Annotated in this window: 20 protein-coding genes and 2 other annotated features; all 20 genes read left to right on the top strand. The window is 42.7% G+C overall.

Going from position 1 to position 19324, the window contains the following annotated elements; genetic code table 11:
• The first annotated feature begins 2 nt into the window (after positions 1-2).
• The 20 genes from disA (at position 3) to rpoB (ending at position 19301) form a co-directional block, all read left to right on the top strand.
• Complete coding sequence (gene disA / locus KOL94_RS24095; RefSeq protein WP_221569214.1) at positions 3-1076, top strand: DNA integrity scanning diadenylate cyclase DisA; 1074 nt, start codon at positions 3-5, stop codon at positions 1074-1076.
• A 123-nt stretch (positions 1077-1199) separates the two neighbouring features.
• Positions 1200-2309 (top strand): PIN/TRAM domain-containing protein, encoded by a 1110-nt coding sequence (locus KOL94_RS24090; RefSeq protein ID WP_221569213.1) that lies wholly within the window; start codon positions 1200-1202, stop codon positions 2307-2309.
• A gap of 25 nt (positions 2310-2334) precedes the next feature.
• Positions 2335-3033, top strand: coding sequence for a 2-C-methyl-D-erythritol 4-phosphate cytidylyltransferase (gene ispD / locus KOL94_RS24085; protein ID WP_311775225.1), 699 nt, complete (start codon positions 2335-2337; stop codon positions 3031-3033).
• Positions 3026-3499, top strand: coding sequence for a 2-C-methyl-D-erythritol 2,4-cyclodiphosphate synthase (ispF, locus tag KOL94_RS24080; protein ID WP_221569211.1), 474 nt, complete (start codon positions 3026-3028; stop codon positions 3497-3499). Before ispD ends, ispF begins: the two co-directional genes overlap by 8 nt.
• An 89-nt stretch (positions 3500-3588) precedes the next feature.
• Positions 3589-5055: a glutamate--tRNA ligase gene (gene gltX, locus KOL94_RS24075; RefSeq protein WP_260412643.1), complete on the top strand. Its 1467-nt coding sequence runs from the start codon at positions 3589-3591 to the stop codon at positions 5053-5055.
• 50 nt (positions 5056-5105) lie between these two features.
• Positions 5106-5323, top strand: a binding site (T-box leader).
• A gap of 331 nt (positions 5324-5654) precedes the next feature.
• Entirely contained in the window at positions 5655-6302 is a 648-nt protein-coding gene (epsC, locus tag KOL94_RS24070; protein ID WP_221569210.1) for a serine O-acetyltransferase EpsC, read from the top strand.
• A complete protein-coding gene (gene cysS / locus KOL94_RS24065; RefSeq protein ID WP_221569209.1) occupies positions 6299-7702 on the top strand; it encodes a cysteine--tRNA ligase in 1404 nt (467 codons plus the stop codon). Before epsC ends, cysS begins: the two co-directional genes overlap by 4 nt.
• A gap of 20 nt (positions 7703-7722) precedes the next feature.
• Positions 7723-8130, top strand: a complete 408-nt coding sequence (locus tag KOL94_RS24060; protein WP_221569224.1) for a Mini-ribonuclease 3 — start codon at positions 7723-7725, stop codon at positions 8128-8130.
• A complete protein-coding gene (gene rlmB / locus KOL94_RS24055) occupies positions 8127-8873 on the top strand; it encodes a 23S rRNA (guanosine(2251)-2'-O)-methyltransferase RlmB (RefSeq protein ID WP_221569208.1) in 747 nt (248 codons plus the stop codon). The genes KOL94_RS24060 and rlmB overlap by 4 nt, the downstream gene beginning before the upstream one ends.
• A 2-nt stretch (positions 8874-8875) precedes the next feature.
• Positions 8876-9385, top strand: a complete 510-nt coding sequence (locus KOL94_RS24050; protein WP_221569207.1) for an NYN domain-containing protein — start codon at positions 8876-8878, stop codon at positions 9383-9385.
• A 71-nt stretch (positions 9386-9456) separates the two neighbouring features.
• Complete coding sequence (gene sigH / locus KOL94_RS24045) at positions 9457-10107, top strand: RNA polymerase sporulation sigma factor SigH (protein WP_221569206.1); 651 nt, start codon at positions 9457-9459, stop codon at positions 10105-10107.
• A 593-nt stretch (positions 10108-10700) separates the two neighbouring features.
• Positions 10701-10850, top strand: a complete 150-nt coding sequence (gene rpmG, locus KOL94_RS24040) for a 50S ribosomal protein L33 (RefSeq protein WP_221569205.1) — start codon at positions 10701-10703, stop codon at positions 10848-10850.
• A gap of 152 nt (positions 10851-11002) precedes the next feature.
• On the top strand, positions 11003-11197 hold the full coding sequence (secE, locus tag KOL94_RS24035; protein ID WP_221569204.1) for a preprotein translocase subunit SecE: 195 nt from the start codon (positions 11003-11005) through the stop codon (positions 11195-11197).
• 92 nt (positions 11198-11289) lie between these two features.
• Positions 11290-11826: a transcription termination/antitermination protein NusG gene (gene nusG, locus KOL94_RS24030; RefSeq protein WP_221569203.1), complete on the top strand. Its 537-nt coding sequence runs from the start codon at positions 11290-11292 to the stop codon at positions 11824-11826.
• 295 nt (positions 11827-12121) lie between these two features.
• The gene (gene rplK / locus KOL94_RS24025) at positions 12122-12547 is read left to right on the top strand and encodes a 50S ribosomal protein L11 (RefSeq protein WP_221569202.1); all 426 of its coding nucleotides are present in this window, start codon (positions 12122-12124) and stop codon (positions 12545-12547) included.
• A 64-nt stretch (positions 12548-12611) separates the two neighbouring features.
• Entirely contained in the window at positions 12612-13355 is a 744-nt protein-coding gene (gene rplA / locus KOL94_RS24020) for a 50S ribosomal protein L1 (protein WP_311775224.1), read from the top strand.
• A gap of 41 nt (positions 13356-13396) precedes the next feature.
• Positions 13397-13540: a sequence feature (ribosomal protein L10 leader region), on the top strand.
• 39 nt (positions 13541-13579) lie between these two features.
• Positions 13580-14077, top strand: a complete 498-nt coding sequence (gene rplJ / locus KOL94_RS24015) for a 50S ribosomal protein L10 (protein WP_221569200.1) — start codon at positions 13580-13582, stop codon at positions 14075-14077.
• Between the two features lie 66 nt (positions 14078-14143).
• Positions 14144-14506 (top strand): 50S ribosomal protein L7/L12, encoded by a 363-nt coding sequence (gene rplL, locus KOL94_RS24010; RefSeq protein WP_221569199.1) that lies wholly within the window; start codon positions 14144-14146, stop codon positions 14504-14506.
• Between the two features lie 199 nt (positions 14507-14705).
• Positions 14706-15308, top strand: a complete 603-nt coding sequence (locus KOL94_RS24005) for a class I SAM-dependent methyltransferase (RefSeq protein WP_221569198.1) — start codon at positions 14706-14708, stop codon at positions 15306-15308.
• Positions 15309-15758: 450 nt separating this feature from the next.
• Positions 15759-19301: a DNA-directed RNA polymerase subunit beta gene (gene rpoB, locus KOL94_RS24000; RefSeq protein WP_221569197.1), complete on the top strand. Its 3543-nt coding sequence runs from the start codon at positions 15759-15761 to the stop codon at positions 19299-19301.
• Positions 19302-19324: the final 23 nt, after the last annotated feature.

Raw genomic sequence — 19324 nt, 5'->3', positions numbered from 1 at the left:
GCATGGACGTTACCATGAAAGAATTGATTGTAAGTAAAATGCTTCAATATATAGCACCTGGAACGCCTTTACGAGATGGAATCGATAACGTTCTAAGGGCGAAAACCGGTGGATTGATCGTCGTCGGCTTTAATGACAAGGTCCAGAAGCTTGTCGATGGCGGTTTTTCGATCAATTGCCGCTTCTCTCCAGCTTATTTATACGAATTGGCGAAGATGGATGGTGCAATTATTTTAAATGATGAAGGAAATCGAATCTTATTTGCGAATACTCAACTCATACCGGATACCTCGATACCTTCAAAAGAGACAGGGATACGGCACCGTACTGCAGAACGTGTTGCCAAGCAAACAGGAAATCTAGTCGTTTCCATTTCACAGAGAAGGAATGTCATCACATTGTATCAAGGAAATATCCGTTATTCCTTGCAGGATATCGGCGTCATTCTGACAAAAGCCAATCAAGCATTACAGACGCTAGAAAAATATAAATCCGTCCTTGATCAGAGTCTGACTGACCTTGGGGCGCTTGAGTTTGAAGAATTGGTTACCTTCCAGGAGGTTTCTCAGGTCATCCATCGCATCGAAATGGTACTCCGTATCCGTAACGAAATCATTAAATATGTAAACGAACTTGGATCCGAGGGACGCTTGATCAGCATGCAGATGGAGGAACTCGTATCCAATATCGAATCGGAAGCTGCCCTTATTGTGAAAGATTATGCTAGAGATGCAAAAGTGGATCCATATCGGACCTTAAATGAATTGAAAAAACTTTCCAGTGAAGAATTATTAGAAGAAAATGCAATTGTGCGGTTATTAGGCTACCTCCCCTCTGCGAATATATATGAGGAGCCGGTCAAGCCAAGAGGCTATCGTATTTTGCATAAAATACCGAGACTGCCGTCCCTTATCATCGAAAACCTCGTCCAACATTTCGAACACCTCCAAAATACATTGAAGGCTTCTATTGGAGAGTTGGATGAAGTAGAGGGCATTGGAGAAATACGTGCTCGGAAAATCAAGGACGGTTTGAAGCGAATTCAAGAGCAGCTGTTTCTTGATCGCCATATCTGACACAAATTAGATAGGATTTCGAGTTCAAATGACTGTATTTTTCATGTAATTTTATGTAAAATGATAGCAATAGGTTTCAAATTTGATGAACTGTCTATAATGAAAAGAAGGAGGTGAACAATTTTGTTAAAGCGAATTGTTCAATTGTTTTTTATCATCGTGGGTGGTACCCTGGGTTACTTGTATGTACCTGAACTTATACGATTATTAAATAATTTAATTAATATTGGAGATTTACCTGGGTTCATTACATCACCTTACATGGGAACTGTCATTGGTGCAATTGTCTTTTACCTAAGTACATTCTGGTTGGCGGATTATATCGTCGGGTTCATCCAATGGATTGAGGAATCCTTGATGAAGGCGCCTGTAGCTGATGTGCTCTTTGGTTCATTCGGTTTGATTTTCGGCCTGTTTGTTGCTTATTTAGCCATGTTTGCGTTGAACAGTATGGAATTGAGTATCGTTGTGAATGTGATCGGCTTTTTCGTCACTGCTTTGTTAGGGTATATCGGGTTCCAGTTCGGTTTCAAAAAACGTGAGGAGTTAGTCAACGTATTTACTTCAGCACGATTTGCGAATAAGAAAAAGGAAGCGGAAATCGAAACGAAATCTACGAGCACCGGTATATTGAAAATCCTTGATACGAGTGTCATAATTGACGGTAGAATCGCAGATGTTTGTCAGACAGGATTTTTGGAAGGACCGATCGTCATCCCTCAATTCGTCCTTGAAGAATTGCAGCATATCGCGGATTCTTCTGATGTGTTAAAAAGGAATAGAGGACGTCGGGGGCTCGATATCCTGAACCGGATCCAAAAAGAACTTGCTATCAAAGTTGAAATCTACGAAGGTGACTTTGAAGACGTTCAAGAAGTCGATAGTAAGCTTGTGAAGTTAGGAAAATTAGTCTCTGGAATGGTCGTAACGAATGATTATAACCTGAATAAGGTATGTGAGTTCCAGGGTGTTCCAGTGTTAAATATCAATGATTTAGCCAATGCTGTCAAACCAGTGGTCCTTCCAGGAGAAGAACTGAATGTTCAGGTGATCAAAGACGGGAAGGAACAGAATCAAGGTGTCGGATATCTTGATGATGGCACAATGATCGTCGTGGAAGATGGACGTGATTATATCGGTAAAACGATTGATGTCCTGGTTACAAGTGTTCTCCAAACATCTGCCGGTCGAATGATTTTTGCAAAGCCTAAACTGTTAGAGAAGGCTCTGTAATCCTTTCGGAAAGTAGATGAGATGTGTGAATTATGTCGTGATCATTCCTGCTGCCGGTCAAGGTAAACGGATGGGTGCAGGTAAGAATAAACAATTCATAACACTTCAAGGAATACCACTTATCGTTCATACCTTGCGAATTTTTCAAGAGGATGATTGGTGCAGTGGTATTATCCTTGTCGGAAATAAAAACGAGTTGGCTGAACTCGAACGGATCGTCACCACTTATAGATTGGATAAAGTTGAACATATTGTCCCTGGCGGTCATGAAAGACAACATAGCGTGTATGAGGGAATAAAAGCGATCGATTCAGAAGCGCTCGTATTGATTCATGATGGTGCCAGACCGTTCGTTTCGATTGAATCCATCCATAACCTTGTTACGAAAGCAAAAGATTGTGGTGCAGCTGTTCTTGCAGTGCCGATTAAAGACACAGTTAAGCGGATCAATCAGGATACCGTCATCGAGACTGTGGATCGAAGTAGCTTGTGGGCTGTTCAAACCCCACAAGCTTTTCATCTGGACCTTATCCGGTATGCACATGAAGCTGCTGCAGAGAAAGGTCATCTTGGTACAGATGATGCTAGTCTGATTGAATATTTTGGACAACCTGTGTCGATCGTAGAAGGGGATTATCTAAATATCAAGTTGACGACAAAGGAAGATTTGTTGTTTGCGAATGCAATCATTCGGGAGAGGGAGGCACAACAAAAGGATGTTTAGGATAGGACAAGGTTTTGATGTACATCAATTGGTTGAGGGGAGGCCGCTTATCGTCGGAGGTGTAACTATCCCGTACGAAAAAGGTCTGCTCGGACATTCTGATGCAGATGTCCTCTTACATGTCATCACCGATGCTGTTCTCGGCGCAATCGGGGAGGGTGATCTTGGAAAACACTTCCCAGATACGAGTGATGATTTTAAAGATATCGATTCGAAAATCCTATTGAAGCGTGCGTATGAACTGGGTAAAGAAAAAGGATTTTCACTAGGGAATGTGGACGCAACGATTATCGCCCAGCTCCCGAAGATGGCTCCTCATATTGATGATATGAGAAACGTTGTCGCTGAATTGCTGGAGGCTGACCTTAATCAAGTGAACATAAAAGCGACCACGACGGAAAAACTAGGATTTACGGGTAGAGGTGAGGGAATCGCCGCCCAGGCTGTCGTATTGATGGAGAAATAGCAATACGTGTTGGTGGGAATCATTAACAGGAAGGCGCTTTACAACTATGATAGAATAGCTACAAAGAAAATGTGGAAGGTGAGATCATTATGTCTAACGTAAGAGTTCGTTATGCACCCAGTCCAACAGGACATTTACATATCGGTAATGCGCGTGCGGCTTTGTTCAATTACTTGTTTGCCCGCAGCCAGAACGGTACATTAGTGATCCGTATTGAAGATACCGATCAAAAAAGAAATGTAGAAGGCGGCGAATACAGCCAGCTTAACTATTTGAAATGGCTTGGCATCGATTGGGATGAAAGTGTCGATGTCGGTGGTGACTACGGTCCATATCGCCAGATGGAGCGTATTGATATTTACCGCGAACATTACAATGATCTGCTCGATCGAGGTTTAGCTTATAAATGTTATTGTACGGAAGAAGAACTAGAACAAGAAAGAGAAGAACAGCAGGCGCGTGGCGAAATGCCTCGTTATTCCGGAAAGTGCCGCCACTTGACGCCAGAGGAGCGGGAAAAGCTTGCAGCAGAAGGAAGAAAGCCAAGTATTCGTTTCGCAGTTCCACGTGGAAAGGAATATTCGTTCATCGACATCGTAAAAGATCGTGTAACCTTCGAATCTGATGGAATCGGTGACTGGGTTATCGTGAAAAAAGATGGTATTCCGACCTACAACTTCGCAGTTGCTGTTGATGATCATCATATGATGATTTCTCATATTTTACGCGGAGACGATCATATTTCGAATACACCAAAGCAACAGATGATTTATGAAGCTTTCGGATGGGAAGAACCAAAATTCGGTCATATGACTTTGATCGTTAACGAAAACCGCAAAAAGCTCAGTAAGCGTGATGAATCGACGATCCAATTCATCGAGCAATATGAAGACCTCGGCTATTTACCTGAGGCACTATTCAACTTCATCGCTTTGCTTGGTTGGTCTCCAAAAGGAGAAGAGGAGCTGTTCACAAAAGAACAGTTCATCGAGATTTTTGATGCAGACCGCTTGTCTAAAGCGGCAGCAGTATTCGATACGAAAAAATTGGAATGGATGAACAACCAATATATCAAGCAAGCTGACTTCGATCGTGTACTGAAATTGACTGTTCCCCACCTAGAGCGTGCTGGACGTGTTCCTGAAGAGCGAAATGAACAAGAGGAAGCTTGGGTTCGTAAGCTTGTCGCCCTTTATCAAGAGCAGCTTACGTTTGGGGCAGAAATTGTGCCTTTGACGGAATTGTTCTTCAACGAATCTGTTGATTACAATGAAGCAGCTGCTGAGGTGTTAAGCGAAGAACAAGTTCCGGAAGTGTTGAACGGATTGATTGAACAAATCAGACCAATGGAGACATTCGAACCTGCTGAAATCAAGTCTGCGATTAAAGCAACACAAAAAGCAACCGGACACAAAGGCAAGAAATTGTTCATGCCGATCCGTGTTGCGGCAACAGGCCAGTCCCACGGACCAGAACTTCCGGATTCTTTATCATTGCTTGGTAAAGATGTGGTCATCGCAAGGCTTGAAGATGCAATCCAGCAATTCGGAAACTAAACGATACACATTTTAATTGAAATGTAATATAGTAAAAAGAAAACAATGATGATAAATCTGTGAAGAGGAGAAGTAAGGTGTGCCCTTTCTTAGTAGAGAGAACCATCATCGGCTGAAAGTGGTTCAAGGAAGGACGCCTGAAATGCACCTCTGAGACTCTTATTGAAGCGAGTAGATAGGAGCGGTTTTTCCACCGTTAGAGGAAGCTGAGAGAGAAGAGCATTCGTTCTTCTAAACAGAGTGGGACCGCGCCGAAAGCGTCTCTGTGAGTAATCACAGAGGCGTTTTTTATTTCATTTATTATGCTCCGTTAAAGCTTAATGTTGATTCGTTTAGAGATGATTGAGTGAAATTCGCGACATCCCTGCGAGAAAAACGAGCCCAGGCGAGACCTCTAAGAAATAATTTTTTAAAGAGAAAAATTTAACGGACAGGAGAGACGCTATTTGTGTACAAAACAGCTGCTTTTCCATATTTTCTACTCAATAAGGTCTCTGGTGTCCGTTAAAAAGACATCTGGGAATGAATTTCGTAAAAAAAACCAAAGCGCATGTAAAGGTTTTGGATAAAAGAAATCATAGTGGAGAGGAGTGACGTATATGTTTAAAACCTTGAAGGAAGATATCGATGTGGTATTCGACCAAGACCCTGCTGCAAGAAGCTATATTGAAGTGATTTTGACTTATTCAGGTCTACATGCCATTTGGGCGCATCGCTTCGCGCATTTTTTCTGGAAAAAGAAATTCTTCTTTATGGCCCGCGTCATATCGCAATTGAGCCGTTTCTTTACTGGTATTGAAATACATCCTGGGGCAAAGGTGGGCAGACGCTGTTTCATTGACCATGGAATGGGTGTCGTCATTGGCGAAACATGTGAAATCGGAGATAACGTAACCTTATTCCAGGGCGTAACATTAGGTGGAACCGGGAAAGAAAAAGGTAAACGTCACCCGACGCTTGAAGATCATACATTGGTTGCAACAGGTGCGAAAGTTTTAGGTTCGATCACGATAGGTAAGTGTTCTAAGGTGGGAGCGGGATCGGTCGTTTTACAAGATGTACCCCAAAATTCCACAGTCGTCGGTATACCTGGCAAGGTAGTGGTTCAAGATGGTGTTCGCGTGAAAGGTGATCTCGACCATAGCGACCTTCCGGACCCGGTATCGGATAAATTGAAAGTGATGGAGAAAGAAATCGAACGTTTGAAAGAAGATATCGAGTTTTTAAGAAGGAGTGAGTTGAAATGAGCATTCACATTTATAACACATTGACCCGGCAAAAAGAACCATTCAAACCGATTGAAGAAGGAAAAGTGAGCATGTATGTGTGTGGACCGACTGTCTACAACTACATTCATATCGGAAATGCGAGACCGCCGATCGTCTTCGATACGGTTCGCCGTTATCTCGAGTATCGAGGATATGATGTTCATTTCATCTCAAACTTCACAGATGTCGATGACAAAATCATCAAGGCTGCAAGAGAACTTGGTGAGGAAGTGCCAAGTCTAGCGGAAAGGTTCATAGAGGCCTACCACAACGATACATCCGAATTGAATGTCAGAAAAGCCGATCTCCATCCACGTGTAACTGAAACCATGGACGATATCATCGAATTCATTGAAACCTTGATTGAAAAAGGATACGCCTATGAATCAGGTGGAGACGTCTATTTCAGGACGAAGAAATTCAAGGATTACGGGAAGCTTTCCCAGCAATCGATTGATGAACTCCGTGTAGGTGCCAGGATCCAGATAGGAGAACACAAGGAAGATCCGTTAGATTTCGTCTTATGGAAAACAGCCAAGGAAGGAGAAATCTTCTGGGAAAGCCCGTGGGGAAAAGGAAGGCCAGGTTGGCATATCGAGTGCTCTGCCATGGTGAAAAAATATCTTGGAGACACAATTGACATCCACGCAGGCGGGCAAGACCTATCGTTTCCTCACCATGAAAACGAGATTGCTCAATCTGAAGCATTGAATAATAAGAAGATGGCAAATTATTGGATGCATAACGGGTATATTAACATCAACAATGAAAAAATGTCGAAGTCACTCGGGAACTTCATCCTCCTGCACGAGCTGATCAAAAAGGTTGACCCTCAAGCGTTCCGGTTCTTCATGCTGAATGTCCATTACAGACACCCGATTAACTTTACTGAAGAACTGCTTGAAAGTGCAATGACAAGTTTAGACCGGATCCGAACGACTGTTGAAAACCTCGAACATCGTATCGAGCATAGTGCGGATCTCAGTGTTGATAATGAAAAATGGCTGCAAAAAATCGAGGATTACAAGCAGCGGTTCATCAAGGAAATGGATGATGATTTCAACACCTCGAACGCAATCGCAACCTTGTTCGATTTGTCTAAAGAATCGAATGTATACCTACAAAAAAAGAATACAACCATTGAGGTGTTAGAGAAATTCGTTGCAGTTATTACGGAAATCGGAGAGGTCCTAGGCTTGGTTCTTAAAGCTGATAAGGAGTTATTGGACGAAGACATCGAAGGATTGATCGAAAAACGGAATCAAGCACGTAAAGAAAAGAACTTTCAGCTTGCTGATGAAATCCGAGACAACTTGATTGAGCAAGGCATCATACTTGAAGATACTCCTCAAGGAGTAAGGTGGAAACGGAAATCATGAAGGAGCCTTACAGTCAGTCAATCGCAGATCCGAAACAATTGAAATCCTCTGCGCTCGCTTATATTGGGGATGCTGTCTATGAAGTGTACATCCGTTCCTATTTGTTAGGGAAAGGAGAGGTCAAACCACACCAGCTTCACAAGCTTTCTACTCGTTACGTTTCAGCCAGAGCTCAAGCATCTGTCATTTTGGCGATGCTTGAGAACCTTGAACTGACGGAAGAAGAACAAGGCGTGGTCCGTAGGGGAAGGAATAGTAAAATGGGTACGATTCCGAAAAATACAGACATCCAGACCTACCGATATGGGACAGCCTTTGAAGCCTTGATTGGATTTCTGTATTTATCCGACAGTCAAGAGCGTTTGGATTCGATCATTGAAAAGGCGATAACCATCGTAGAAAAACCTGAAGGAGGGGAAAGCAGATGAATAATGATATCGTATCCGGAAGGAACCCTGTCCTCGAAGCACTTCGATCTGGACGAGACATCAACAAGATCATTGTGGCAGAAGGGGCACAGAAAGGGTCGATCGGACAAGTCATCAGTCAGGCTAAGAAAGAACGGATCCAAGTCCAGTATGTCCCAAAGAAAAAGCTGGATTCCCTGGCTGAAGGCGTCAATCATCAAGGTGTCCTGGCTTATGTAGCAGCTTATGATTATGCAGATATCGAGGATATTTTCGATCTAGCGAAAAAACAGAATGAAGATCCATTCTTCCTTGTGTTGGATGAAATCGAAGACCCTCATAATCTCGGGTCGATTTTAAGGACAGCCGATGCTTCCGGTGCGCATGGCGTGATCATACCGAAACGAAGGGCTGTAGGATTGACCTCTGCTGTGGCAAAGGCTTCGACAGGTGCAATTGAGTACGTGCCCGTTGTCCGTGTGACGAATATTGCAAGGACGATTGAAGACCTGAAGGCGCGTGGAGTATGGTTTGTTGCGACAGATGCCAGAGGAGACCAGGACTACACTGATGCGAAATACGATATGCCCATTGGGTTGGTCGTAGGAAGCGAGGGAAAAGGGATCGGTCGATTGGTGAAAGAAAAATGTGATTTTCTCGTATCTCTTCCAATGAAAGGTAAAGTGACTTCCTTGAATGCTTCGGTGGCTGCAGGTCTGTTGATGTACGAAGTATTCAGGCAACGAAGGTCTTCCGGTGAATAACGATGGAGATTCTACTGGTTGACGGCTATAACATGATAGGGGATTGGCCGGACCTCCGAATCCTTAGGGATGATGACCTTGCCGCTGCACGTGATCTCTTGGTCGATAAGATGGCAGAATACCAGGCATATACGGGCATGAGAGTTATCGTCGTTTTTGATGCCCATTATGTACCTGGAAACGAAACGAAATTCAAAAACTATCGGATCGAAGTTATTTTTACAAAAGAGAATGAATCGGCAGATGAGCGAATTGAAAAGCTGGCAAAAGAACTGAAAGACATCCGCACCAAAATCCATGTAGCTACATCTGATTTTCTTGAACAATGGGTTACATTCGGCCTTGGAGCTTTGCGGAAGTCTGCTCGGGAGCTGGCAATCGAGGTAGACAATATCGAAAAAAGAATCAGTCGAAAAGTGAAAGATATTCAAAATGAAAGGCGCTCTTCAGCCTTGACACTGTCAGATGAAGTGGCAGAAATTTTTGAAAAATGGCGGCGAGGGGACCGGTGAGTGGTTGACGCTTGTCGAATGTGACTGTATAATATTTCTATATCTAGGTCGCCATGGTCGGAGGGATTCTCGTGAGCATAGAACTCAAAGAGATTGTACACCCGAAATTTGACGAGCTTGAAGATGAGTTGATTGTGGAGCAGGTTCACGAAGGTAATAGCCCCGCACTTGAATACTTAATCAACAAGTACAAGAATTTCGTCCGCGCAAAAGCACGGTCTTATTTTTTGATTGGTGCGGATCGCGAAGACATCATTCAAGAAGGTATGATTGGACTTTACAAAGCTATCCGTGATTTTAAAGAGGACAAGCTATCTTCTTTCAAAGCTTTCGCTGAACTTTGTATTACTCGCCAGATGATAACCGCCATAAAAACTGCAACAAGACAAAAACACATTCCGCTTAATTCATACGTATCACTCGATAAACCAATCTATGATGAAGAATCTGATCGGACGCTGTTAGATGTCATATGTGGTTCAAGGGTAACAGACCCGGAAGAGCTGATCATCAATCAAGAAGAATTTGATGATATCGAACTCAAAATGGGAGAACTGTTAAGTGATCTGGAACGGAAAGTATTGATGCTTTATCTTGATGGACGATCTTATCAGGAGATTTCAGTTGATTTGAATCGTCACGTGAAATCAATTGACAATGCCCTTCAACGAGTAAAAAGAAAACTTGAACGTTATCTCGAGTTAAGAGAAGTTGGATTATAGCGAAGTTTAAAGAAAACTTGGCAAAGTCAAGCCTGTGGCTGAGCCTAGTTACGCTTAAACTGAAGAAAGTAATAAATACTTCTTCAACTGTAAAAAAGATCGAAATAATACGGCGACTTTTGAACGCGCATTCATTGATTGACAGGGAAGGATATGTCCCTGTTTTTTTCTTGCACTTTATAGGTGACTCAAAAAGCCAATGAATGATAAACTGCGAATTTCTACGTTACTTCGTTTTACGGCTCTATGAAAGAGCGTATGTACTTGCGTCTACTAGTAAACATTTGGAGAAAGCTTCCTCGGTACAACTCGTAGTAATGATGCAAGTATCGCTGTCGCTCCGGTCCTTAAAACCATCGTGCCTTGAACTTCTTATTTCTGATTCGTCAACTTTTCGACTTTTTAGACTTTAATGCTGCTTCAAAAGTCACAAATATACATTTGAAAAACATGTCCGGAGTGCTTCGGAGCACGCTCTGGTTGCGTTGACAGGACTATACCCCTGTGATAAAGTGTATAGCATAAAATGGACAAAGTATGGGTTAAACTCGAAAATTGTTCGGATTTTTGATGTGTTCTGGAGATGATTACTGATGCGTACGAAGGTCATACTTGCTTGTGAACAATGTAAGCAACGAAACTATTCGACTAAGAAGAACAAAGCAAGTGATCAAGGTCGAATCGAAATGAAAAAGTTCTGCAAACATTGCCAGACGCACACGTTACATCGTGAAACCAAATGAAATCCGTCCAACGATCAGATAAATAGAACCGTATTGCCTACGGTAGCCGCCGATTCAACATTGAACCTGTCACTTTATGCAAATCAACATGGCAAAACGGTAAGTTTAGGGAGTTTTTCATTCATAACCAATTTTACTGGGGGGTAAAATAAATGGCTGGTATTGCACAAAAAACAGGTAGGTTTTTCACTAATGTCGTCAGGGAACTAAAAAGGGTTTCTTGGCCGAATCGTAAAGAATTGACAAAGTACACAATTACTGTTTTGACGACAGTAATTTTCATCGTAATATTCTTTGCATTGATTGACCAAGGATTAACTTGGGTCATTGAAACCGTATTTGAATAATTGAAGGTACTTGATTAATCTGAAAAACAAATGGCTACAATGGTAAAGTATATCCGTTTGGGAGGGAAAGGACGATCGTGTCCTCACAAGTTATGGAAAAAAGATGGTATGTAGTACACACGTATTCTGGATACGAAAACAAGGTAAAAGCGAACCTGGAAAAGCGAGTTGAATCAATGGGCATGGAGGATAAGATCTTCCGTGTGCTTGTGCCGCAAGAAGAAGAAACAGAAATTAAAAACGGCAAGAAGAAGACCGCTATGAAGAAGGTGTTCCCAGGGTATGTCTTGACAGAGATGGTCATGACAGACGATTCTTGGTATGTCGTACGGAATACACCTGGTGTTACAGGATTCGTAGGTTCTACGGGTTCAGGATCGAAACCTACACCCCTGTTACCTGAAGAAGTAGATCGTATTCTATCTAGCATGGGACTTGAAAAACCAAAAGCTGAAGTCGATTATGAAGTTAAAGAAAGTGTGAAGATCAAAGAAGGTCCTTTTGCGAATTTCGTAGGCTCTGTTGAAGATATCGACATCGATAAACAAAAGCTTAAGGTCCACGTCAACATGTTCGGAAGAGAGACTCCCGTTGAAGTTGGGTTTACTCAAGTGGAGAAGATCCAATAGCTAGACGGATGATAAACAGCGAATTTCCGACGCAGGAATTACCAACACAGGGTTATTTCTTTAAGCGAAATTCACGACACTCCTTCGGGAAAAAAGAACTTATTAAAGGACTTTGTCGGCTTTTCAACAAAACTTTCAAGAAAATGTTGAAATGTAAAACAGGAAATGATAGAATTTTAATGTTTGAAACAACCCGATATAAAATTGGGAGGGTTGGCGTACGTCAGCCCCGTTATTGAGTGGGAGGGCCAAAAGAGCCCAATATACCACATCACGGACTAAGGAGGTGTGTCACGTGGCTAAAAAGGTAATTAAGGTAGTAAAATTGCAAATTCCTGCAGGGAAAGCAAACCCAGCACCACCAGTAGGACCGGCTTTAGGTCAAGCAGGTGTTAACATCATGGGATTCTGTAAAGAATTCAACGCAAGAACTTCTGATCAAGCTGGTATGATTATCCCGGTTGAAATTACGGTTTTTGAAGACCGTTCATTTACATTCATTACGAAAACTCCACCGGCTGCAGTATTGTTGAAAAAAGCAGCAGGTATCGAGTCAGGTTCTGGAGAACCAAACCGTAACAAGGTTGCAACGGTTAAGCGTGATAAGGTAAAAGAGATCGCTGAGACGAAAATGCCTGACCTTAATGCTGCAAACGTAGAATCTGCCATGCGTATGGTAGAAGGTACTGCGCGCAGTATGGGTATTGTAATTGAGGACTAATCATGCATAGCACATAAGGTTGCGTTTTTCGCAACCTTTCTTATGGCGCTGAATTGGCGCACAAGTGGGAGGATATTCCGTAAAAACCACACTTAAGGAGGAAATGAAATTGGCTAAAAAAGGAAAGAAGTATCAAGAAGCTTCAAAGCTTGTTGATCGTTCCAATCAATATGGTGCAAACGAAGCGATCGAGCTTGTGAAAAAAGCAGCTCCAGCTAAGTTTGACGAAACTGTAGAAGTTGCTGTACGTCTTGGGGTTGACCCTAAGAAAGCAGACCAACAAGTTCGTGGAGCAGTTGTACTTCCGAACGGAACTGGTAAAACACAACGTGTTCTTGTTTTTGCAAAAGGTGATAAAGCGAAGGAAGCAGAAGCTGCTGGAGCTGATTATGTAGGGGATGCTGATTACATCAACAAAATCAACCAAGGTTGGTTCGAATTTGACGTAATCGTTGCAACACCAGACATGATGGGTGAAGTTGGTAAGCTTGGTCGTGTATTAGGACCTAAAGGCTTGATGCCGAACCCGAAAACAGGAACAGTAACATTCGAAGTTGAAAAAGCAGTTCAAGAAATCAAAGCTGGTAAGGTTGAATACCGTGTAGACAAGCAAAGTAACGTTCACTGCCCAATTGGTAAAGTATCGTTCGAAGATGACAAGCTTGTAGAAAACTTGACTACAATCATCGACACATTGATCAAAGTCAAGCCAGCGGCAGCTAAAGGAACTTACATCAAGAACATTGCTATCGCCTCAACTATGGGACCTGGAATCAAAGTCAGCCCGAATAGCTTTGCCACAAAATAAGCTGTTGACTTTTAGATGCACCCAAGATATAATAACTATCGGCAATTGAATAGGTCATACCGTAGACAGTAGGTGCGAGGAATCGCTTAATTCCCTGCCGAGGTGTGTTGAAATTCATACATCGTTATGATTTTATGACACTACGCCTTTATGTCTGCAGACATAAAGGCTTTTTTCATGAGTTGTGCAAACAACTGCGGTATGAAAAAACAGGAGGTGTAAAAATGAGCGTACTTGAACAAAAGAAACAGTTAGTTTCAACAATTGCAGATCAGCTTCGTAATAGTAAAGCTACGATCTTCGTAGATTACCGCGGACTGGATGTTGCTGAAGTAACTGAATTGCGTAAGCAACTTCGTGATGCTGGTATCACTTTCAAAGTATACAAAAACACGATGACTCGTCGTGCTGCTGAGGAAGCTGAGCTTGGCGGATTGAGTGAATCACTAGTTGGACCTACAGCGATCGCTTTCAGTGATGATGAGGTTGTTGCTCCAGCTAAGATTTTGAACAACTTCGCTAAAGAACACGAAGCGTTAGTAATCAAAACTGGTGTAATCGAAGGTCAGATCACATCTGTCGAGAACATCAAAGCACTTGCTGAACTTCCATCACACGAAGGACTTCTTTCTATGCTTCTTAGCGTACTTCAAGCACCAATGCGTAACTTCGCGTTGGCTACGAAAGCTGTTGCAGATCAAAAAGAAGAGCAAGGTGCATAATCTGGATTTTCAAAATAACGGAAACGTTTATTTAATTTAAAAAACAACTAATAGGAGGATTTAACAATGAGTAAAGATCAAATCATTGATGCAATTAAAGAAATGTCTGTACTAGAACTTAACGATCTAGTAAAAGCAATCGAAGAAGAATTTGGAGTAACTGCTGCAGCACCTGTAGCTGTTGCTGGCGGCGCTGCTGAAGGTGGAGCTGAAGAAAAATCTGAATTTGACGTAGTCCTTGAAAACGCTGGAGCATCTAAGATCAAAGTCATCAAGGTAGTTCGTGAAATCACAGGTCTTGGACTTAAAGACGCTAAAGAACTAGTAGACGGAGCTCCAAAGCCACTTAAAGAAGGCGTAGCTAAAGAAGAAGCTGAAGAAATGAAAGCTAAGCTTGAAGAAGTTGGAGCTACGATCGAACTTAAGTAATCTTAAATGAAATTCAAAAAGGAACTAGTCAGCTTTTTGAATCATTGTTCTACTACAAAAGAAGCTCGCGTGAATCGCGGGCTTTTTTTCTTGCTATAGTCAACAGCGTGTATAGGCATGTATATTTACCACAGCAAAGAGTTATACAAGATGTTAGGACTTCCTTCGATCATAGTAAGTTATCTAAGGAGATGGCAAAATGGGAGATCATTATTATTCGAGTAAACCTGTTTCACAGAGCGATATGAAAGATTGGTCGTTTACATTAAAGGGTCGCGCTTTTCGCTTTTATTCAGATTCGGGTGTTTTCTCAAAAAGAGAAGTGGATTTCGGCAGCCGGCTTTTAATAGAAACATTTGAAAAACCAGAAGCAGATGGTGGGATTTTAGATATGGGCTGTGGATATGGTCCGATCGGATTGTCCCTTGCGGCTGCCTATCCAGATACATTGGTTTCGATGGTTGATATAAACGAACGGGCAATCGAGCTCTCGAAAAAGAACGCGATGCGCAATCAATTGGACAATGTGACCATCTATCAAAGCAACTTATTTGAGCAGGTAAGAAAAAATGATTTCGGTGCTATCCTTACGAATCCGCCGATCCGTGCAGGGAAAAGCGTTGTTCATGCGATATTTGAACAGGCGTATGATCATCTTGTGAATGATGGAGAACTTTGGATCGTCATTCAAAAGAAACAGGGAGCTCCATCAGCTATCGAAAAGCTAGAGTCCATTTTCGTGAATGTCGAAGTCGTAGAGCGGAATAAAGGGTATTTTATTATTCGCTCGAAAAAGTGTTGACTCGAATTTGGGTCTATGGTAATATTATAAAATGCCAAAGATACGTGTATTTTCACCAGTTGAATTTTTAGCGCAAAATTTGCATAAAAATCAAATGGTGTGGGAAAAATAGTATAATCATTTGTTTGTTTGGAAAAAATGTGGTTATATAACCCTTTTTTTCTTTTTGCACGTCATGAAAGTGAAAAGTCTGCTTTCAAAGAATAAGTGCAAGAGCCTTTAGGATCTACCTTAAGGTGAAAAGGCTATTGTCGCTATTTTAGCTTGGCATTAGCCAAGTTTTCTTTTTACTCTACGAACGGCATTGATAGATTTTCATCTGCTGACGCTGGTAGGGTAGGAAGGGGACAACTGGCAACCACCTATATAAAGATTGGTGTTTGCTTCGTTTTTCTAGTTTTTATAACTAGTTGCTTGACGATACTATGCTGGATTTGAGGGGTGAATCAGTTGACAGGTCAACTCATTCAGTTTGGACGCCACCGCCAACGGAGAAGCTATGCAAGAATTAATGAAGTTTTGGAACTTCCAAACCTCATTGAAATCCAAACTTCCTCCTATCAATGGTTTCTTGATGAGGGTTTGAGAGAGATGTTCCACGACATTTCTCCAATTGAGGATTTCACAGGTAACTTAGTGCTTGAGTTCATCGATTATAGTTTAGGAGAGCCTAAGTATTCTGTAGAGGAGTCCAAGGAGCGAGACGTTACCTATGCCGCTCCGCTTCGTGTTAAGGTACGCCTGATTAACAAAGAGACAGGTGAAGTGAGGGAACAAGAAGTGTTCATGGGAGATTTCCCTTTGATGACGGACACTGGTACTTTCATCATCAACGGAGCAGAACGCGTAATTGTCTCACAACTCGTTCGTTCACCGAGCGTGTATTACAATCAAAAATTGGACAAAAACGGCAAAAGAGGTTTCACAGCTACGGTAATTCCAAACCGAGGCGCATGGTTAGAGCTTGAAACAGATGCTAAAGACGTCGTCCATGTTCGTATCGACCGTACTCGCAAAATACCAGTGACGGTCTTGTTGCGTGCATTAGGGTTTGGTTCTGATCAAGAAATCATCGATTTGCTAGGGGAAGATGAGTACCTTCGTAATTCACTAGAAAAAGATAATACAGAAGGTACAGAAAAAGCGCTTCTTGAAATTTATGAGCGTTTACGTCCAGGAGAGCCCCCTACAGTAGATAATGCTAAAAGTCTATTAGAGTCCCGTTTCTTTGATCCGAAGCGTTATGATCTTGCGAACGTTGGACGCTATAAGATTAACAAAAAGCTTCATATTAAAAACCGTCTATTCAATCAGCGCCTAGCTGAAACGATTGCGGATCCTGAAACTGGCGAAGTGATTGCAGAAGAAGGAACGGTTCTTGATCGCCGTCTTCTTGAGCGTATTCTGCCGGCTTTAGAAAAAGATGAAGCATTTAAAGAAGTTACACCTGCGGGTGGAGTGATTGAAGATGAACCAGTTCGACTTCAATCTATTAAAATATACTCTCCGGTTGAAGGTGAGCAAGATCAGGTGATCAATGTGATTGGAAACGGTCAGATCGATCGTTCCATCAAAAACATTACACCGGCTGACATCATTGCTTCCATCAATTATTTCTTTAACCTGCTACATGGTGTAGGTTTAACAGATGATATCGATCACCTTGGTAATCGTCGACTCCGTTCTGTAGGAGAACTTTTACAAAATCAATTCCGTATCGGTCTATCCCGTATGGAACGTGTTGTCCGTGAACGTATGTCCATTCAAGACACGAACTCGATTACACCGCAAGCACTGATCAATATAAGACCGGTAATTGCATCAATCAAAGAGTTCTTCGGAAGCTCACAGCTCTCACAGTTCATGGATCAGACGAATCCATTGGCAGAGCTTACCCATAAACGTCGTTTATCTGCACTTGGACCTGGTGGTTTGACGCGTGAACGTGCTGGATTCGAAGTCCGTGACGTCCACTACTCCCACTATGGCCGTATGTGTCCGATTGAAACGCCTGAAGGTCCGAACATCGGATTGATCAACTCTCTGTCAAGCTATGCGAAGGTCAACGAATACGGATTTATCGAAACGCCTTATCGACGTGTCGATCCTGAAACAGGGAAAGTGACGGCTCAGATCGATTACTTGACGGCTGATGAACAAGACAATTATGTGGTCGCACAGGCGAACGCAAAGCTAGCAGAAGACGGATCATTTGTCGATGAAGAGGTCATTGCGCGTTATCGTGACCAGAACACAATTGCAAAACGCGACAAAATCGATTACATGGACGTATCACCTAAACAGGTCGTTTCAGCAGCGACCGCTTGTATCCCGTTCTTAGAAAACGATGACTCTAACCGTGCATTGATGGGTGCGAACATGCAGCGGCAGGCTGTACCATTGATGGTTCCTGAGTCACCAATCGTTGGAACAGGAATGGAGCACGTTTCTGCAAAAGACTCTGGCGCTGCTGTCATTTGTAAACACGAAGGTATTGTCGAGAAGGTTTCTGCAGCTCGTGTTTACATTCGTCGAATTGAAATAGTCGACGGTAAAGAAATAAAAGGTGATTTGGACCGTTATAACTTGATGAAATTCGTCCGATCAAACCAAGGAACTTGTTATAACCAACGTCCGATCGTCAGTCAAGGAGACCGGGTGACCAAAGGGGAAATCCTCGCAGATGGTCCTTCGATGGAACTTGGTGAACTTGCTCTTGGGCGAAACGTACTCGTTGGTTTCATGACATGGGACGGATATAACTATGAGGATGCCGTCATCATGAGTGAACGTCTGGTGAAAGATGACGTCTATACTTCGATCCATATTGAAGAGTATGAGTCAGAAGCACGAGATACGAAGCTTGGACCAGAAGAAATCACACGTGATATTCCAAATGTCGGTGAAGATGCGCTTAAAAACTTAGACGAACGCGGAATCATCCGTGTTGGTGCTGAAGTAAAAGACGGGGACATCCTGGTCGGTAAAGTAACGCCTAAGGGTGTAACTGAGCTGACAGCAGAAGAACGTCTCTTACATGCGATTTTCGGTGAAAAAGCGCGTGAAGTCCGTGATACATCACTTCGGGTACCTCACGGCGGCGACGGAATCGTCCATGATGTAAAAGTCTTCAACCGTGAAGATGGCGATGAGCTTCCTCCAGGAGTCAATCAGCTCGTACGTGCTTACATCGTACAGAAGCGGAAGATTCATGAAGGAGATAAGATGGCAGGACGTCACGGTAACAAAGGTGTTATTTCCAGGATTTTACCTGAAGAAGATATGCCGTACTTGCCTGACGGTACACCGATCGATATCATGCTGAACCCTCTAGGGGTACCATCACGTATGAACATCGGTCAGGTATTGGAGCTTCACTTGGGTATGGCAGCTAGAGAACTGAAACTTCATATGGCGACACCAGTATTCGATGGTGCGCGTGAAGAAGACGTTTGGGAAACACTCGATGAAGCAGGTCTATCAAGAGACGGTAAGACAGTTCTATACGACGGTCGAACAGGAGAACCGTTTGATAACCGTATTTCTGTCGGGGTCATGTATATGATCAAGCTGGCTCACATGGTAGATGATAAGCTACATGCTCGTTCAACAGGACCTTACTCACTCGTAACCCAGCAGCCTCTAGGTGGTAAAGCCCAGTTCGGCGGACAGCGTTTCGGTGAGATGGAGGTTTGGGCGCTTGAAGCATACGGTGCAGCCTACACGCTCCAAGAGATCCTCACAGTCAAGTCCGATGATGTTGTCGGCCGTGTGAAGACGTATGAAGCGATCGTCAAAGGCGAAAACGTTCCTGAACCAGGTGTTCCGGAGTCCTTTAAAGTATTGATCAAAGAACTTCAGAGCCTTGGAATGGATGTCAAGATGCTTACGAGCGACGAACAGGAAATCGAAATGCGTGAACTGGATGATGAAGAGGAAAACTCTAACGATAAATTGAACTTGAACGTAGAAACCCAATCCGTCGGTGAATAAGGGTATAGCAGCATATCATAAGG

It is taken from the genome of Alkalihalobacillus sp. TS-13, assembly GCF_019720915.1.
Taxonomy (GTDB): domain Bacteria; phylum Bacillota; class Bacilli; order Bacillales; family Fictibacillaceae; genus Pseudalkalibacillus.
Note: the sequence above shows the minus strand (reverse complement) of the source record. Positions and strands in the feature narration are given on the sequence as shown.

What these genes read in the sequence shown, in the direction of transcription:
- epsC (WP_221569210.1), top strand. Translation starts at nt 5,655, where the DNA reads ATGTTTAAAACCTTGAAGGAAGATATCGATGTGGTATTCGACCAAGAC.
- rplL (WP_221569199.1), top strand. Translation starts at nt 14,144, where the DNA reads ATGAGTAAAGATCAAATCATTGATGCAATTAAAGAAATGTCTGTACTA.
- nusG (WP_221569203.1), top strand. Translation starts at nt 11,290, where the DNA reads ATGGAAAAAAGATGGTATGTAGTACACACGTATTCTGGATACGAAAAC.
- rpmG (WP_221569205.1), top strand. Translation starts at nt 10,701, where the DNA reads ATGCGTACGAAGGTCATACTTGCTTGTGAACAATGTAAGCAACGAAAC.
- KOL94_RS24050 (WP_221569207.1), top strand. Translation starts at nt 8,876, where the DNA reads ATGGAGATTCTACTGGTTGACGGCTATAACATGATAGGGGATTGGCCG.
- rplJ (WP_221569200.1), top strand. Translation starts at nt 13,580, where the DNA reads ATGAGCGTACTTGAACAAAAGAAACAGTTAGTTTCAACAATTGCAGAT.
- KOL94_RS24005 (WP_221569198.1), top strand. Translation starts at nt 14,706, where the DNA reads ATGGGAGATCATTATTATTCGAGTAAACCTGTTTCACAGAGCGATATG.
- cysS (WP_221569209.1), top strand. Translation starts at nt 6,299, where the DNA reads ATGAGCATTCACATTTATAACACATTGACCCGGCAAAAAGAACCATTC.
- rlmB (WP_221569208.1), top strand. Translation starts at nt 8,127, where the DNA reads ATGAATAATGATATCGTATCCGGAAGGAACCCTGTCCTCGAAGCACTT.
- gltX (WP_260412643.1), top strand. Translation starts at nt 3,589, where the DNA reads ATGTCTAACGTAAGAGTTCGTTATGCACCCAGTCCAACAGGACATTTA.
- disA (WP_221569214.1), top strand. Translation starts at nt 3, where the DNA reads ATGGACGTTACCATGAAAGAATTGATTGTAAGTAAAATGCTTCAATAT.
- secE (WP_221569204.1), top strand. Translation starts at nt 11,003, where the DNA reads ATGGCTGGTATTGCACAAAAAACAGGTAGGTTTTTCACTAATGTCGTC.
- ispF (WP_221569211.1), top strand. Translation starts at nt 3,026, where the DNA reads ATGTTTAGGATAGGACAAGGTTTTGATGTACATCAATTGGTTGAGGGG.